The organism is Thiothrix winogradskyi, from assembly GCF_021650935.1.
Classification (GTDB): Bacteria; Pseudomonadota; Gammaproteobacteria; order Thiotrichales; family Thiotrichaceae; genus Thiothrix; species Thiothrix winogradskyi.
Genome location: NZ_CP091244.1, coordinates 692,129 through 708,521, shown reverse-complemented (window position 1 = coordinate 708,521; position 16,393 = coordinate 692,129). Strand labels below are relative to the sequence as shown.

Sequence of the window (16,393 nt, the reverse complement as noted above, 5' to 3'; positions counted from 1 at the left end):
GTGTAGCACTTCCACCGTGACCTAAAGCTTGCGTAAAGTCATGTAACTATTGAAAGTTGATTGGCAGGGAAACTTCTTGCCCATTGCGGGTAATATTGAGGTTCACTTGGTTGGCAGTCGCCGCTTCTTGGAGTACACGCATGGCAACGGCTGGGTTTTCCAGCACCGTGCCATTCACGGCGGTCACAATATCGCCAGATTGCAAGCCCAATTGGTTGAACATCGCGACATTGCTACCGGGGCTTAATTGAAACCCCAGGAATTTGCCGTCACGCTCGTAAGGCTGGGGGCTGGCGACTTCCAGCAAGCGCATATTATTGTTCATCACCGACTGACGAAATTCACCCAGATTGGGGGCAGCTTCTGCTGCACCCTGTTGTTCCATCGGCGGCATTTCTTCCGGTAACGGCGGTGGAACCGCCCCTTCGCTAGGGGTGAACATTTCCGGCGGTGGCACGATGTCAGGAGCAGGCGGAGTCGTGAAGTCTACGACGGGCATATCCATAGGCATGTTATCGCCCACACTTGCCGCAGCCACATTGCCGCCACCGCCTAATTCGGGTTTAGGTAGCGCCAGTTTTTCCAGCAGACCATTACGTCGTAACAGTACATGGTCTGCCAAAATCTGTTCTAACACTGCCCCGGAATTCCCAATGGTGCTACCTGCTGCGTAGATTTTTTGCTGCGCATTTTCCTCAATCACCGCATAACCGCTGTCATTGGGCGGGGCATAAACCCCCTGAAGTTTGAGCGCCAATTGGGTGTTTTGGATATTCGTCGGGGCGGGTTTGCCGCTATCCGCTTGATACACCCCAAACAAATGGTAGCCTGCCAAAGTATCGCCCAGATTGGGTTTCGCTTGGGTGGCGCTGTTTACCACACCGGTATCATTGCTGGTGAGTAAGGGGCGCGGATCGGCGGGAAATAGCATCCACGTCAGGCGTGCCAGCAAAAAGCCCGCAAAAATCACCAGCACAAAACTGGCGTAGTCCGGGGCGCGGCTTAGCAGTTGCTCAACGAAACGCGCACGTTGCGTACCTTGCATGGGAAAGCCTCATTCGTTAATGGCAGTTAATGGCTCAAACCTGATAATAATCGCGGTACCACTGCACAAAGCGGCGCGTACCTTCGTCAACCGACATACTGGGACGATAGGGAACCTCTAAAAACCCGGCGTATTGCAACGGTTAGCGTTGGTCTATCGACATTTTGTTAAAAAAACACCAACCCATCTCAATTTTTAGCACACCAAGCCACAATCAGGTGGTTTTTCCGCATTTTTGCTGTTTTTTCGGGAATTTCTCCATCAAATGGGCACAACTCCGCCCTCTTTGAGTGAACAAAGCCGCCGCAAGTTATACACGGTTGCCTTAATGCTGAGGCCGAATACTGCCCGTGCCAACCCGATGCTGCGGATGGCTTTGCCTCCCATCGCACAGATTGACCCAAACACATGCTCAACCCGTGCGCGGGGTCTGGCGATGCGGGTGTTGCGGCGCTTCTGGCAGTCGGATTGCGGCTTGCCTTTCTTGGCTTTGTGCTGGATGTGTAACCGCCAGCTACCTTGGTTGAGGCGTTGTTCACGGGATTGGTCTTCGTAACCTTTGTCCGCCCATACGTCACGGCTGGTGTTGGCTCGGTCAAGCACCGCTTCAAAATGGTTGGTGTCATGTTCTTTGGCGGTGCTGATGTGGTGTTTGCGGATGAGTTTGTATTTCCGATCGGCACTGATACTGAGTTTGTAGCCGTGGTAACTTTTACCGTGTTTTTTCGTCCAGCTTGCTTCCGTATCCTTTTGGCGACGTTGGGCAGGTGTCCAGTCAGCAGGTGTTGCCGCTTGTTCCAACAGCGCTTTTTCTTCTTTGTGGAAATGTTGTTTAGGGGCTTCCACCAGCGTGGCATCAACGATTTGACCACCACGGGCAATAAAACCGTGTTGTTGTAATTGCCGTTGGACGGCATCAAACAGGGCATCCGCACCACCTGCCGCACTGATCCGTTCACGGAATACCCACAAGGTATTGGCATCCGGGATCGTGCTGGAATGACGCAGGCCACAAAACCGTTGGAACGACAGCCGGTCAAGCAATTGGTATTCCAATGCCTCGTCCGACAGGTTGTACAGGTGTTGCAACACCAAGACCCGTACCATCAGTTCCGTTGGGTAGGGTGGACGGCCTCCTCGCTTGTCACTGGGGCGTGGGGCGATGTGGTCGATTTCTCCTGCCAAGGCGACAAAGTTGACGTGCTGGTTCAGGGTGGACAGCAGGTCGCCCTTGCGGTCGAGTTTCTGTTCACGCTCTTCGGCGGCAAACAGACTGGTTTTGATGGCACTTTTCTTGGGCATGGCTAGTAACGGGGCGGTGGCTCAGATGAGCATTTTCTCACATTTGTGTGGGTATCAGTGGGTTTTTAGAGGTTCCCGATAGCCTACATCCTGCACCAGCGCATCCACATCCGCGTAAGTATCCGGCACATCGCCCGGTTGCAGCGGCAATAAATTCAACTCCGCTTTCATGCCCAGTGCATCTTCAATGGCACGAATATAATCCATCAATTCCACCGGATTCTGATTGCCGATATTGTAAACGCGCCAGGGGGCTTTGCTCGTGCCGGGGTCGGGCTGCATCCCACTCCAATCGGGGTTGCCCGTTGCGGTATGATCCAAGGTGCGAATCACCCCTTCCACAATGTCGTCGATGTAGGTGAAATCGCGGCGATGCTTGCCGTAATTGAACACATCAATCGGCTTGCCTGCCAAAATCGCTTTGGTGAATTTAAACATCGCCATATCCGGGCGACTCCAAGGGCCATACACCGTGAAAAAGCGCAAACCCGTGGTCGGCAAGTTGTACAAATGCGAATACGTGTGCGCCATCAACTCATTGGCTTTCTTGGAAGCGGCATACAGTGACAGTGGGTGATCCACATTGTCATGCACCGAAAACGGCATGGATTCATTTGCGCCATACACCGAACTGGATGACGCATACACCAAATGCTTCACGCCGTTATGACGGCAACCTTCCAGAATATGCCCAAATCCGACCAGATTACTGTCGATGTAAGCCAGCGGGTTGTCGATGGAATAACGTACACCGGCTTGCGCGGCAAGATTCACCACCGCATCCAAGCCTTCTTCCGCAAACAGTTGCGCCATGCCCGCACGGTCGGCGAGATCCAAACGAATGAACTTGAATTTACCCGCAACATCCGCGTCGATCACCCGTTGTAAACGGCGTTCTTTCAAGGTGACATCGTAGTAATCGTTGAAATTGTCGATACCGACGACTTCATCGCCGCGTTGCAGCAATTGCAAAGCGAGGTGCATCCCGATGAATCCCGCTACCCCAGTTATTAGTATTCGCATATTTTTTCCTTTTGTTTACCCTCACCCCCCAACCCCCTCTCCCAGAGGTAGAGGGGGAGCAAGATGTCTATTTCTTAGCCCCTCTACCTTTGGGAGAGGGGTTGGGGTGAGGGTCTTATTTCGTGAGTAAGTCGGCAACTTCCCGATACTTAGCCGCTGTCTTTTCCATAATCTCCGCAGGCAATTCCGGCCCCGGCGCAACCTTGCCCCAATCCAGCGTTTCTAAATAATCCCGCACGAATTGTTTGTCAAACGATGGCGGACTAATGCCGGGTTTGTACTGATCAGCAGGCCAGAAACGCGAGGAATCCGGCGTGAGGATTTCGTCGATCAACACCAGCTTGCCCTCCGCATCCAACCCGAACTCGAACTTGGTGTCGGCGATAATAATGCCACGTTTGAGCGCGTATTCAGCCGCTTGGCGATACAACTTCAAACTCACGCTGCGCACTTGCTCGGCAAGCTCTACCCCAATCCGCGTCTGCATGTCTGCAAAGCTGATATTGATGTCGTGATCGCCTACGTCGGCTTTGCTGGAAGGCGTGAAAATCGGTTTAGGCAAACGGTCGGCCATTTGCAAACCGGCGGGTAATTCGATGCCGCATACCGCGCCGGTTTGCTGGTAATCTTTCCAGCCCGAACCGATCAAGTAACCGCGCACAATCGCTTCCACCGGCAAGGGCTTGAGGCGTTTGACGATAATGCTGCGCCCTTGCAATTGCGCTTTTTCAGCGGCGGTCAGCGGTAGATCATCCAGCGTCAAGTTGCTCAAGTGATTCGGGATCACGTCATGCAGCAAGCCAAACCAGAAATTCGCCACTTGGGTGAGAATGACGCCTTTCTGTGGAATCGGGGTCGGCATGATCACATCGAATGCCGATAAACGATCCGTGGTCACGATCAGCATGTGCTGGTCATCGACGGCGTAAATATCGCGGACTTTGCCCCGTGCAATCAGCGGCAGGGAGGTGATGTGCGTTTCAAGAACGCTGCTTGGGTGACTGTTTGTATTCATTCGCTTGCGGTTAGTTAGTGCGTAAAAGGTACATCACGTTATAATATCAGATTTTGCAGAGAAATAAGGGGAGCATCATGACTCAACCCAATTCGGCGGTAGTGGTAGGGGTTGTCATGGGTAGCAACAGCGATTGGAACGTGATGTCCAAAGCCGTTGAACAACTGGAAAAATTCGGTATTGCACATGAATACCGCGTCGTTTCCGCCCATCGCACACCCGATTTACTGTTTGAATACGCGGAAACCGCACGCGAGCGCGGTTTGAAGTGCATTATTGCGGGTGCAGGCGGTGCGGCGCACTTGCCCGGCATGTTAGCGGCAAAAACCACCTTGCCGATTTTAGGCGTGCCTGTCACCAGCCGTGCCTTGAACGGCATTGATTCGCTGTATTCGATTGTGCAAATGCCCAAAGGTGTGCCGGTGGCAACGTTTGCGATTGGCGAAGCGGGCGCGGCAAATGCAGCGTTGTTTGCGGTGGCAATGTTGGCGAATGACGACCCGATTTTGGCGGAAAAGTTGGCGCAATTCCGTGAAGAACAACGCCAACATGCGATGGCTATGCCCCTGCCCCCTCAATAATGCTGAGCAAACTGTGGCACAAACCAGCCTGCTTCAATTGTTTGTATGGTGTTGTTTATGGTTCAGTGCCACTGGGCTTGGTGCAACTCCCGTTGAGGTACTGAACGATCAGCAAACGCAAGTGCATTTCAAAACGCATTTGGATTTTTTACGGGATCCAACGGGGCAATTAACGATCAATGAGGTGAGAGCGCCGCTTCATGATCAGCCATTCAGCAATACCGGCACTGCTGTGTTTGCACCAGGTTTAACCATGGATGCCTTTTGGTTGCGGGTGCGCTTCCAGAACCAATCCAGCCCTTGGCAACGCTGGTACATCAGAGTTCATGACATGGAAGAGTCGCCGCTACAGGTGTATTGGTGGCATGATTCGCCCAATGCAGCCCCGCGTTTACTCACGCCCGACCCCTATTTTCATTACCACATCTACGCGCTGCCACCCTTGGCGCAAGGCGATCATTGGGTGTATGTGCGTCTGCAAGGCAGTGTGGATAGCATATTTGCCAGTCTTGAGTTGGTGCAGCAAGAAGCGCGTATCCATGTGAATGCTTTGCTCCTCCACGCGGTCATTTTGGCAGGGTTGTTTGCCTTGGGCTTATACAATCTGCTGCTGTTTGTCAGTCTGCGTGAAAAAGGGTATGGCTGGTTGGGGGTATTTATTGTATTTGCTGTGCTGGAAATGAGCCGTTATACCGGATTTTTTCACCATTATTTGTGGGTGATTCCTGAATATTACCGGCTTTACCCGGTATTCGCGCTGTTAGCTATTGCCAGTTTCACCGCTTTTTTCCGGCATTTTTTGGAATTGGCGCACCATCTGCCCAAGGTTGATTGGCTGTTTCGAGGGGTATTTTGGTTATTTATTGCTTCCGCAGTCAGCTTGCCTTGGCTTGATTATGGGGCTTTGGTGTCGGGCAGTGGGGTTATTCTAATCAGTTGCTTGACCTTGCTTGCCATTATACGTCTGCACTTGATAGGGATCAGGTTTATGCCTAATCTGTATTGGGCATTTGCAGTTCTAATGGCAGGCATTATACCAATTGTTGTCGATGGCTTTGGTTTACGCTTAATCACGCCAATTAATTCCACAACATTGGTATTGGTTGTTATTTTTATATTTTTATTGTTGCTCTCGAATGCACAAGCTGACTATACGCTGCGTTTACGTGAGCAGGTGGCAAGTGCAAACGCAGCCAATAAAGCGAAAAGCGATTTCCTCACCACCATGAGTCATGAATTGCGTACCCCGATGAATGCTTTGGTCGGCACGGGTACATTATTGCGTCATACCGTGTTGACCCCGCAGCAGCAAGATTACGTGGATAAACTCGATATTGCCGCCAAGCACATGCTGGGGTTGGTCAATGATATTCTGGATGTGGCACGTATTGAACAGCGTGAATTGATCTTGGAACAAATCCCGTTTGAACTGAATGCGTTATTGCACGAGGTACATACGCTGTGTGCAGAGGCGGCGAATGCCAAGCAATTACCGTTTACCATTAATTCCCGTGTGCCTGCTCCCTTGTGGTTGCAAGGCGACCCCACGCGCTTAAAACAGATTTTGCTTAACCTGTTGAGCAATGCCATTAAGTTTACTCACCAAGGGTATGTGATGCTCAAGGTACATGAGGAAACTGCGGCATCCGCTGGTTGTATGCAGCTAACGTTTGCGGTTTCAGATACCGGCATCGGTTTAACGGCGGAACAACAGCGCGGGCTGTTCCAGCCGTTTTTCCAAGCCGATAGCAGTACCTCGCGGCGTTATGGCGGCAGCGGGCTAGGTTTAGTAATCAGCCAGCAATTGGTGCAGCGCATGGGCGGTAATCTGGAATTAGTCAGCCACACAGGAAAAGGTAGCCGCTTTTTCTTTACCCTGAATTTCTCGTTAGTAGAAACCCCTCCCCTGGAAGCCAGCCCCATTGACGATGATGCACTGCCAGCCCACACCCAAGATTTGTGCATTCTATTGGTGGATGATGAACCATTAAATCGCTTTTTCGGGGGCGAATTGCTGAAAACGCTTGGCTTAAGCGTCATCACGGTCGATAGTGGTGCAGCAGCATTAGCCTTATTGCAGCAGCACACGGTGGATCTGGTATTCATGGATGTGAGTATGCCGGAGATGGACGGTTATGAAACAACCCAGCGCATTCGTGAATTTGCTTCAGCCAGCGACTTACCGATTATTGCACTCACGGCTCATGCCGTTGCGGAAGTGCGTGAACAGTGCTTTGCCGCAGGCATGGATGATTTTCTCACCAAACCGTTTGATAAAACACAGTTGCAACAACTATTGCAGCGATGGTTGCGTTGATGCGTCGTAACGCACTTTGCTGTATTCTTCGCGCTTGTTTTACCCTATTAACAGACCCTGAAGCTTCATGATACTACTCCCCGGATCAACCATCGGAATGCTCGGCGGCGGGCAACTCGGACGCATGTTTACCGTCGCCGCCCGCACCCTCGGCTACCGCGTGCTTATCTTAGAACCCGATTTTCACAGCCCCGCCGCGCAATTGTCGGATGACCACATCATTGCCGCTTACGACGATGAAGCCGCGCTTAGCGCTTTTGGCAGACGTTGCGATGTGATTACCACCGAATTCGAGAATATTCCTGCGCAAACGCTGGAATTCCTCGCGCAGTTTTGCCCAGTACGCCCTTCAGCTCAGGCGGTGAAAATGGGACAAGATCGCATTGTGGAAAAAGAATTCGTGCGGGCGTGCGGCTTACAGCCGGTACCGTTTGCGGCGATTCACACCGCAGCGGACATTACGGCTGCACCCAACAGCATCCAATTCCCCGCCATTCTCAAAACCGCCCGCATGGGTTACGACGGCAAGGGGCAAGTCACGGTGCATTCGGTTGCTGAAGCAGAAGCCGCGTTTGCCCAATTGCACGATGTCGCATGTGTGCTGGAACAGCGGGTGGAATTGGAACGGGAGATTTCTGTCATCCTCGCCCGCAATGTTGACGGCGAAGTGCGCTGTTTCCCCGTTGCCGAAAACGAACACCGCGACGGCATTTTGCACCAAAGCATTGTGCCTGCCCGTATCGACCCCGCACTTGCCGCTGCCGCGCAAGCCGCTGCCACGCGCATGGCGGATAAGTTGGATTTCGTCGGCGTGATGGCAGTGGAATTCTTCATCACTCGCCAAGGCGAATTGCTGGTCAATGAAATGGCACCACGTACCCACAATAGCGGGCATTATACGCTGGATGCTTGCGTCACCTCACAGTTTGAACAGCAAGTACGCATGGTTTGTGAATTGCCTTTTGGCTCAACGGAACTGCTCTCTCCCGTGGTCATGGTCAATATGCTCGGCGATTTGTGGCACGATGCGCAACCGAACTGGTTGGCATTGCTGCAAAGTGCGAATACCAAGCTACACTTGTACGGCAAACACGAAGCCCGCCCCGGTCGCAAGATGGGTCATTACTGTACCTTAGCGCCACAACTTGGCGACGCACTCGCAGAGGCGGGACACATTTTCCAACAATTGCAATAAGGACACACCACATGGACATGAACACCTTAATCTTCAAAGTACACGCGATTATCGCCTTGCTTTCCGTGGTTATTTACCTGATCCGGGGGATATGGATGTTAACCAACAATCCGGCAGTCAGTGGCAAGGCAGCGTTAGCCAGTGCCTCATTGACGATGCTGATTTTATTGGGAACCGGTTTGTGGATGGCATTCGTCAGCACGACGCACGGTGTGGATAATTTTGTCATCATTAAAGCGGTCGGCTTGATTGTGTACGTTGTGTTAGGGGTCATTGCCCTGAAGCCGGGTTTGAGTAAGCCTAGCGCGATTGTGCTGTGGTTGGCAGGTTTGGGGGCGTTTGCGTACACCTTCCTGTATGCGAAAAATCTTGCACCGGCGATTCTCTAATGGCTGATATTCCTTACACCAAAAGCCTGCGCGACGATATTCGTTTTGATACAGAGTTGTGCGGACAGCCTTTCACCTTCCTGTCGACGTGGGGAATTTTTTCACCGCGTGAAATTGATGACGGCACAGATTTGCTGCTGAAATACTTGAAAATCAACCCGACCGATGATTGCTTCGACCTCGGCTGCGGCTATGGCCCGGTGGGTTTGGTGATGGCAAGACTTGCCCCACAAGGTCAAACCCTGATGGTGGATAAGGATTTCATGGCAGTCGAATACGCAAACCGCAATGCGGGCGTGAATAAGCTGGCGAATGCCCGTGCCATGTTGAGCAACGGTTTTCAGCACCTCGACAAAGATGCGCGGTTTGACGTGATTGCATCCAACTTACCCGCGAAAGTGGGCAAGGAAATGATGAGCATTTTGCTGCACGACATGAAACACCACCTCAAACCCGGTGGGCGCGTGTATATCGTAACCATCAACGGCTTGCGCGAATACATGAAGCGCAACCTAAAAGAAGTGTTCGGCAATTTCGACAAGCTAAAACAAGGCCAGTCCTACACCGTATCGTATGCCGAGAAACAATAATAGACGGCAAGTAGGGGCGGTTCGCGAACCGCCCCCACAGATCGGTTAAACGTTATGATACCCCGTAACCAATTCCACCTCATTCCGCGACCCCATCACCACCGGCACGCGCTGGTGCAAGTCAGTCGGCTGAAGTTCCATAATGCGTGAATAAGCCGTGGTCGCCATGCCGCCCGCCTGTTCAACGATGAAACCCATTGGGTTAGCTTCGTACAACAAGCGCAATTTGCCGGTTTTGCCCGCTGCTTTCATTTTGCTATCCATCGGATAGATGAAAATGCCGCCGCGAGTCAAAATCCGATGAATTTCAGCCACCATTGTACCCGGCTGCATGAAATCGGCAGCGGTCGGGTTTTCCACACCTTCAGGCGCTTTGATAATAGAGAAAATCGTACCAACCGATACATTCACATCCATAATTAGAGGAGCCATCCAGGTCATTCAATACGCAACTAAATTCGCCGGTTGCGCTTGCATGTTTACGTTGTTCTTCGAGGATAAATTGTGTCAGTGTGGTGCCAATTTGATACATACCCAGCTTCCAACGTTAGAAAGAAAAATTTTGTATCAGTAGGTTATGATATGCTAATGGAGTGCTTGCAAATAAAAAAAAGGCGGATCCGAAGACCCGCCAGACTTGCGAGGGAGTATTATAACTTTGAATATTACTAGTTGAGTGTGTAGTGTTAACGCTAAGTCGCTACTACTCGCCAAGTGGTTCAACGCAACTTGAAAAATATTTATTATTTTTTTGAGTGTTGGCTCAAATTAATTAGAACCAAACCCGTAATGAGAGCGACATAGAGATGGAAGGCCACTCACAAAACAGAAAACAACTGACTGAAACGCTAAGCAAACTCAGCGATGAAGTGTTGATGGAATACATCAGTCGCGGTGATCAGCAAGCATTCAGCCAGTTGTATTTGAGATACCAGCCCCGTTTGGTGAAATATTGTTCTCGCGTGCTGCGTGACGATATTGCTCAGGCGGCTGATCTTGTGGATGAGGCTATGTTTGATGTTTGGCGGTCAGCGGAAAATTTTGCAGGCAAGTCAAAGGTGTCGACCTGGATTTATTCCATTGCTCGCAACAAAATGGTGTCGTGGTTACGCAAAACCTCGGAAATGACGTTGGAAGACGAGTCGATACTGGATGCCATGATTGACCCAGCCGCCGACCCTCACGAGGAATTGGCATTGGATGACATGAAACAGCAGTTGTTACGTCTGATGGATCAGCTAACGGAAGAGCACCGTGAAGTGATCAGACTAACCTATTTTGAGGACAAATCCGTCAAAGAAGTGGCGATTGTTCTGGATATTGCGGAAAACACCGTCAAAACTCGCATGTTTTATGCGCGTAAGCGTTTGGCACAGTTACTGGAAAAAGCCGGTATCGTGGATTTTGACTTTTAAACAGCATTTGAGACTATTGTGATATGAGCCTATACCCACTTGGCGATCCGGTTGAAGAAGCACGGTTGTTGTTGCCTTGGTATATCACGGGCAAATTAAACGAATCCGAGCGCAACTTGGTAGAACGGATGCTGGAAATTCACCCTGAGTTAGCGGATGAATACCGTCGTGAACTTAAGCTGGTGGATATGATCCGCGCCAATAATTCCCTGTTGGAGCTGTCTGCGGTGGATACCTCCCAACAGCGTTTAGAAAAATTAATGAAACGCATTGAGCGCGAAGAACAAACGGATCCTTCCGCATCACTGGCATCGCCGCGCCCGCTTGCACCAAAGCGTCATTGGTTGGGTGAAGCAAAACAATGGCTGCGAAATCTGTTGCCGACATGGGAAGGCTTAACGCCAGTGAATGCGGTATTTGCCGTATTGTTACTGATTCAGGCGGGCTTTTTGGGGTGGTTTGCACACTCCGTCAGTAGTCAGCCAGAAGGCATTTATGTCAGTGCTACGGTGGCGGATAATCCCGGCGCTGTTCCTGTGGTCAAAGGCATGGTATTGCTGGTAGATTTCAATGGAAATGCACGGATACAGCAAGTGCGTGAATTCCTGCTGCATTGGAATGCCCGTATTCTTGATGGTCCAAACGATACCGGTTATTTCAAAATTGAAATGAAAGATGTGCTCTCATCTGACCCACAAGCGAGCACTATTTTACAGCAAATGCAGCAAGATAATGCGGTGATTGCTTTTATCGGACGAGAATACTGAGTGTCATGCCAGCCGTATTACACCCCCTTGCTTTCATTACCGTCATCGGACTCCTCAGCGCTTGCAGCCCCGTAGAATATAAAGTGATTGGTCGAGCCAGCGATTCCCCCGCGTGCCATATAAGCAGCAGTATTTGTGTGGAAACTCCGGTATTTCGGCGGATAGATTACGAAAAAGATGAAATGTTAATCGCTTATGATCAGCAAAAATCTAGCGAAGTGGCGGATACGGTGCTGAAAAAATATAAATTGCGGGCGAAGCGCAGTGATAACCTCGATTCCATTGGCACGACCATGATTACCGCAGCGACGAATGGGCAAGACCCTTATGATCTGGTCAAGTCGATTAAATCCAATGAAACTGATGTCGATGCGTCGACCAGCAATTTCTATATCTCCGCCAGTATTAGCGATACGCCAATGGGTGAGTATCCATTAGGGCTGACCGGGGCAGATGCGATGCGTCAACGCAGTACCGGGCGTGGTGTGGTCGTGGGTATGATCGACACCCCGATTGACATTAACCATGATTCCTTCCGTTCCACGATTGATCGGATTAACTTGATTCCAGAAGGAGATGAACGCAACCGCTTGCATGGCACGGAAGTGGCTGGGGTGATTATCAGTCAGAATGCCCGCATTGGAATTGCGCCCGATACCAAATTGATTGCGATCAGCGCGTTCAGCACTAATGCGGCGAACCCGGATGAGCGCCGCAGTAATTCCAGTCTGGTAGCGCAAGCCTTGGAACGGGCAATGCGTGAAGGTGTGCAAGTTCTCAATCTCAGTTTTGCGGGCAATGCCGACCCAATAGTCGACAAATTGGTCGAGGCTGCCATTCAAAAAGGCATTGTGGTGGTGGCTTCGGCGGGCAATGGTGGACCTGGAGCGCCGCCTGCTTACCCCGCAGCACTGCCGGGCGTTATCGCCGTGACGGCGGTTGATAAGAATGAACAGGTATTTAGCCGTGCCAATCGTGGTGATTACATTGACCTGTCCGCGCCCGGTGTGGGGATTTTGACAACGGCTCCGCGCAGTTCCTTTCAAGTATCGAGCGGAACATCGCTGGCAACCGCGCATGTGACCGGTGCTATCGCCTTATTGAAAGCCCTGAATCCACGCTTCAACCCAGAGTCCCTGAAACACACGGCGACCGATTTAGGGCAGCCGGGTCTTGATCGGGATTATGGGTATGGCTTAATCAACGTTGAGCGGGCATTGGCGGCACAATAGCGGAAACTTACAAAAACTTGACCTGTAGCAAGAAAGTGCTTTACTGGTTTGATCCAATTTGATTTTGCGCAACGTTACTGTGTGTCACTGCTCTTACGATAGCCCTATCAAGTTACCGTAAGGGAGTAAACGCCATGTCCAGTTTCTTTTCCAGTTCTACCGGCATTGTTTTCATGTCTGTTTTCACCATCGTCTTTATTTTAGGCTTTTTGGGCTATCTGGCTTGGAAGTTCTACAAACTGTCAGGGCACAAGCCAGAGCCGGGTGAAAAAAGCTGGTAATGTGTCGCTTACGCTTCCGCCAGCCAGTCACGGTGGCACAGGAAGTCAGTGTATAAACGTGCCTCTTCACTGCCCGGTTCGGGTTGCCAAGCGTAGCGCCATTTCACCAAAGGCGGCAGTGACATCAGGATGGATTCCGTGCGCCCGCCCGATTGCAAGCCGAACAGCGTGCCTCGGTCATACACGAGGTTGAATTCGACGTAGCGTCCCCGGCGGTAAAGCTGGAAGTCGCGCTGGGTTTCGGTGAACAGCAAACCTTTACGCTTGCTGACAATGGGGCGGTAGGCGTTGATGTAAGCATCACCAACACTGCGCATAAAAGCGAACGTTTTCTCAAAGCCCCACGCATTCAGATCGTCGAAAAACAAGCCGCCAATGCCGCGTGGTTCATTGCGGTGTTTGAGGAAAAAATAATCGTCACACCATTGTTTGTAACGCGCATAAACATCCTCACCAAACGGGTCGCACGCTACCTTGGCGGCATGATGCCAACTGATGCAATCGTCCTCAAACCCATAATACGGGGTAAGGTCGAAGCCGCCGCCGAACCACCACACGGGGTCTTCACCCGCTTTTTCCGCGATGAAAAAACGCACGTTAGCGTGTGAGGTCGGAACTAACGGATTATTGGGGTGAATCACCAACGAAACGCCCAATGCCTGAAAACTACGTCCTGCCAATTCCGGGCGTTGCGCTGTCGCAGAAGGTGGCAACTTATCACCAAACACATGCGAAAAATTCACGCCACCCTGTTCAAATACCGCGCCATTGCTGATGACACGAGTACGTCCGCCACCACCACCGGGGCGTTCCCACGCATCTTCGGCAAACGTAGCGCTGCCATCCTCGGCTGCTAATTGCTCACAAATATCATCCTGCAATGCCAGCAGGTACGTTTTGACTGCGGCAATATCCACTTGCGACATGGTGTTCGTCCCTTGATGCTTGAAAGCGCCTATTGTAGCGGGAAATGGCGCGTGGCTCTAATACGGTTTTACGCCGATGTAGTTACCCGGTGGGTTGTAATTGCACACCCAAATCTGACCTTTGTCGGGGCAAATCGCCATGCCGCATCCTACTTCGGTGGTGGTGTTCCACACCATCTGAGTGTAATGCCCGCAAGGTTTGCCCGGCGCACAGGTATTGCTGGCGTAATTGTAATCGACTTTTTCATCTGCCCAAGCCGTAGCGACTTGAGTTGGTGTCACTGCTTGTATTTCGGTACGTCCGTCGCTCCATTTAACTGCACTTGCCCAGTAAAGGTTTTCGCCGACATTTAAGGGGTTAATGCCAGCAACGGAGCGGTGTTTCATCTCACAATTGTTGTTATTGGCAAGGTAGGTTGCCCATTCTTGCGCGTAACTGGTCATTTGGCTCGACCAAGTAAGCGGCATGACGGCGACGGCTGCCCGCACTTGGTTATGCGTTTCCAGCATTCCACTCATCGTACCTGGTTCAGGGGCAGGGGAAATGGGAACAACAGCAGTTGGGGGGGTATTGACGGGAGTACTGGATGAACCGCCGCCGCCACACGCGGTCAGCAGAGTTACGCCAACAATGGCAAGTAGGTTACGCACTTTATCGTCCTCGCATTATGGGATAAAGGGGTTGTGGAGGCGTTCGTGACCGATGGTTGTGTTCGGTCCATGCCCCGGAATGACGATAACATCATCACCCAGTGACCACAACTTAGTCTTTATAGACCGAATCAGTTGCTGATGGTTCCCGCCCGGAAAATCGCTGCGCCCGATTGAACCGTTGAATAACACATCACCCACAAACGCAATGCCCTGCTCGCGGTGGAATAAGACGACGTGTCCGGGGGTATGCCCCGGCGTGTGAATAATCTCCAGCGTTTGTTGCCCTAGTGTTAAATTATCGCCTTCCTGCAACCAAGTATCCGGTACAAAAGCATCACAATGCGGTAAACCAAATTGCTTAGCCTGTACCGGTAGCGCATCCAGCCAATATTTATCCGCCAGGTGTGGGCCAGAAATCGGGATGTGGTAGTGCTGGGCTAATGCTAACGTACCGCCGACGTGATCCAGATGCGCATGAGTCAGAAATACACCGATGGGTTGCAAACCGTGTTTGTTGACGGCAGCAATCAATTTATCGGTGTCGCCACCGGGGTCGACAAAGGCACATTCCAAGGTGGTTTCACACCAAATAATGCTGCAATTTTGCTGAAAAGCCGTGACAGGGATGGTGAGATATTGCATAACGTTGCCCTAAATCTAAAGGTTTGCATACGAATTTGAGCGGGAGATTATAGCTTGGAATGGTATTTACTGGTTTCTTTTCTGGCACTGGGTTTGGTGGTGGGGTTTGCCGCAGGGCTGTTGGGCATTGGCGGTGGTGGCATTATGGTTCCTGTGCTCACGGCGTTGTTTGTGGCGCAAGGGTTTCCCAGTGAACACGTGGTGCATATTGCCTTGGCAACCTCGATGGCGGCGATTGTCCCCACCGCGTTTTCAAGTATGCGGGCGCACCATGCCAAGCAAGCGGTGCAATGGTCAGTGGTGCAACGTATTACGCCGGGGATTCTAGTGGGAACGTTTGCCGCCACGTTTTTAGCAACGGTGTTATCGACCCGTGGTTTGGCGTTATTTTTCGCGGCGTTTATGGCGTATGTCGCGGTGCAAATGTGGTTGAATATGAAACCCAAGCCGCATCGGGAATTGCCGGGTATCGCGGGTTTGTCCGTCGCAGGGCTGGTAATCGGCGGTGTGTCAGCGTTGGTGGCAATCGGGGGTGGTTCACTCTCAGTGCCTTACATGATGTGGTGCAATGTCGAGGTGCGTAAGGCGATTGCGACCTCCGCCGGGATTGGTTTGCCGATTGCGATTGCGGGGACGCTAGGCTATCTCGTCAATGGTTGGGGGCAAGTCGCTTTGCCCGATTACACCATTGGCTTTGTGTATTGGCCTGCGGTGCTGTTGATTGCACTGACGAGTTTTTTCACCACGCGCTTGGGGGCAAACTTAGCGCACACTTTGCCAGTTGCGGCGTTGAAAAAGGTGTTTGCGGTGTTGCTGATTTTACTGAGTGCGAAAATGTTGCATTCGGTGCTATGAGAAAGTAATCAAGGAAGTGCCGGATCCGGGCTAAAGATCCGGCACGTTACAAGCGAAACATATGGGGGCTGATCATCTCGCCCGTCCTTGAACAACCACGTTAAGAGGAAGAAATTGGTATAACTTCCGTGTTATTTTTTCATTCCGTTGGTCGTATCCTTAAT

General features: G+C 51.4%; 18 protein-coding genes. 10 read left to right on the top strand and 8 right to left on the bottom strand.

All coding sequences use genetic code 11. The annotated features are described in order from the left end of the window. Positions 1-46 precede the first annotated feature (46 nt). The 4 genes from gspC to L2Y54_RS03760 form a co-directional block, all read right to left on the bottom strand. Positions 47-1,045, bottom strand: a complete 999-nt coding sequence (gene gspC / locus L2Y54_RS03775; protein ID WP_236499905.1) for a type II secretion system protein GspC — start codon at positions 1,043-1,045, stop codon at positions 47-49. A gap of 261 nt (positions 1,046-1,306) precedes the next feature. Next, positions 1,307-2,347 (bottom strand): IS5 family transposase, encoded by a 1,041-nt coding sequence (locus L2Y54_RS03770; protein WP_236497341.1) that lies wholly within the window; start codon positions 2,345-2,347, stop codon positions 1,307-1,309. A gap of 54 nt (positions 2,348-2,401) precedes the next feature. After that, positions 2,402-3,370, bottom strand: a complete 969-nt coding sequence (locus L2Y54_RS03765) for an NAD-dependent epimerase (protein WP_236499904.1) — start codon at positions 3,368-3,370, stop codon at positions 2,402-2,404. 115 nt (positions 3,371-3,485) lie between these two features. Further along, the gene (locus tag L2Y54_RS03760; protein ID WP_236499903.1) at positions 3,486-4,385 is read right to left on the bottom strand and encodes a phosphoribosylaminoimidazolesuccinocarboxamide synthase; all 900 of its coding nucleotides are present in this window, start codon (positions 4,383-4,385) and stop codon (positions 3,486-3,488) included. Positions 4,386-4,462: 77 nt separating this feature from the next. Here L2Y54_RS03760 and purE point away from each other — a divergent pair, with 77 nt between their 5' ends. The 5 genes from purE to L2Y54_RS03735 all read left to right on the top strand — a co-directional run bounded on the left by purE (position 4,463) and on the right by L2Y54_RS03735 (position 9,457). Continuing rightward, entirely contained in the window at positions 4,463-4,966 is a 504-nt protein-coding gene (purE, locus tag L2Y54_RS03755; protein ID WP_236499902.1) for a 5-(carboxyamino)imidazole ribonucleotide mutase, read from the top strand. Next, complete coding sequence (locus tag L2Y54_RS03750) at positions 4,878-7,283, top strand: response regulator (protein ID WP_311196219.1); 2,406 nt, start codon at positions 4,878-4,880, stop codon at positions 7,281-7,283. Before purE ends, L2Y54_RS03750 begins: the two co-directional genes overlap by 89 nt. A gap of 67 nt (positions 7,284-7,350) precedes the next feature. After that, positions 7,351-8,478, top strand: coding sequence for a 5-(carboxyamino)imidazole ribonucleotide synthase (locus tag L2Y54_RS03745; protein WP_236499900.1), 1,128 nt, complete (start codon positions 7,351-7,353; stop codon positions 8,476-8,478). An 11-nt stretch (positions 8,479-8,489) separates the two neighbouring features. Then, a complete protein-coding gene (locus L2Y54_RS03740; RefSeq protein WP_236499899.1) occupies positions 8,490-8,867 on the top strand; it encodes a SirB2 family protein in 378 nt (125 codons plus the stop codon). Continuing rightward, positions 8,867-9,457, top strand: coding sequence for a class I SAM-dependent methyltransferase (locus L2Y54_RS03735; protein ID WP_202718919.1), 591 nt, complete (start codon positions 8,867-8,869; stop codon positions 9,455-9,457). The genes L2Y54_RS03740 and L2Y54_RS03735 overlap by 1 nt, the downstream gene beginning before the upstream one ends. Before the next feature lie 45 nt (positions 9,458-9,502). Here the strand turns inward: L2Y54_RS03735 and L2Y54_RS03730 are convergent, their stop codons facing one another. Next, complete coding sequence (locus L2Y54_RS03730) at positions 9,503-9,889, bottom strand: FIG domain-containing protein (RefSeq protein WP_236499898.1); 387 nt, start codon at positions 9,887-9,889, stop codon at positions 9,503-9,505. Between the two features lie 374 nt (positions 9,890-10,263). Here L2Y54_RS03730 and L2Y54_RS03725 point away from each other — a divergent pair, with 374 nt between their 5' ends. The 4 genes from L2Y54_RS03725 (at position 10,264) to L2Y54_RS03710 (ending at position 13,152) form a co-directional block, all read left to right on the top strand. Continuing rightward, positions 10,264-10,872: a sigma-70 family RNA polymerase sigma factor gene (locus tag L2Y54_RS03725; RefSeq protein WP_236499897.1), complete on the top strand. Its 609-nt coding sequence runs from the start codon at positions 10,264-10,266 to the stop codon at positions 10,870-10,872. A 23-nt stretch (positions 10,873-10,895) separates the two neighbouring features. Further along, positions 10,896-11,639 (top strand): hypothetical protein, encoded by a 744-nt coding sequence (locus L2Y54_RS03720; protein WP_236499895.1) that lies wholly within the window; start codon positions 10,896-10,898, stop codon positions 11,637-11,639. A 5-nt stretch (positions 11,640-11,644) separates the two neighbouring features. Beyond that, a complete protein-coding gene (locus L2Y54_RS03715; RefSeq protein WP_236499894.1) occupies positions 11,645-12,871 on the top strand; it encodes a S8 family peptidase in 1,227 nt (408 codons plus the stop codon). 134 nt (positions 12,872-13,005) lie between these two features. Continuing rightward, complete coding sequence (locus L2Y54_RS03710; RefSeq protein WP_236499893.1) at positions 13,006-13,152, top strand: hypothetical protein; 147 nt, start codon at positions 13,006-13,008, stop codon at positions 13,150-13,152. An 8-nt stretch (positions 13,153-13,160) separates the two neighbouring features. Here the strand turns inward: L2Y54_RS03710 and hemF are convergent, their stop codons facing one another. The 3 genes from hemF to L2Y54_RS03695 are packed head-to-tail and all read right to left on the bottom strand — an operon-like array spanning position 13,161 to position 15,374. Further along, on the bottom strand, positions 13,161-14,078 hold the full coding sequence (gene hemF / locus L2Y54_RS03705) for an oxygen-dependent coproporphyrinogen oxidase (protein WP_236499892.1): 918 nt from the start codon (positions 14,076-14,078) through the stop codon (positions 13,161-13,163). Positions 14,079-14,135: 57 nt separating this feature from the next. Continuing rightward, positions 14,136-14,729 carry a CAP domain-containing protein gene (locus L2Y54_RS03700; RefSeq protein ID WP_236499891.1) on the bottom strand — a complete coding sequence of 198 codons (594 nt, stop codon included), beginning with the start codon at positions 14,727-14,729 and terminating at the stop codon, positions 14,136-14,138. Between the two features lie 15 nt (positions 14,730-14,744). Then, entirely contained in the window at positions 14,745-15,374 is a 630-nt protein-coding gene (locus L2Y54_RS03695; RefSeq protein ID WP_236499890.1) for an MBL fold metallo-hydrolase, read from the bottom strand. 54 nt (positions 15,375-15,428) lie between these two features. Here L2Y54_RS03695 and L2Y54_RS03690 point away from each other — a divergent pair, with 54 nt between their 5' ends. Further along, positions 15,429-16,229 (top strand): sulfite exporter TauE/SafE family protein, encoded by an 801-nt coding sequence (locus tag L2Y54_RS03690; protein WP_236499889.1) that lies wholly within the window; start codon positions 15,429-15,431, stop codon positions 16,227-16,229. The last annotated feature ends 164 nt before the right edge of the window (positions 16,230-16,393 follow it).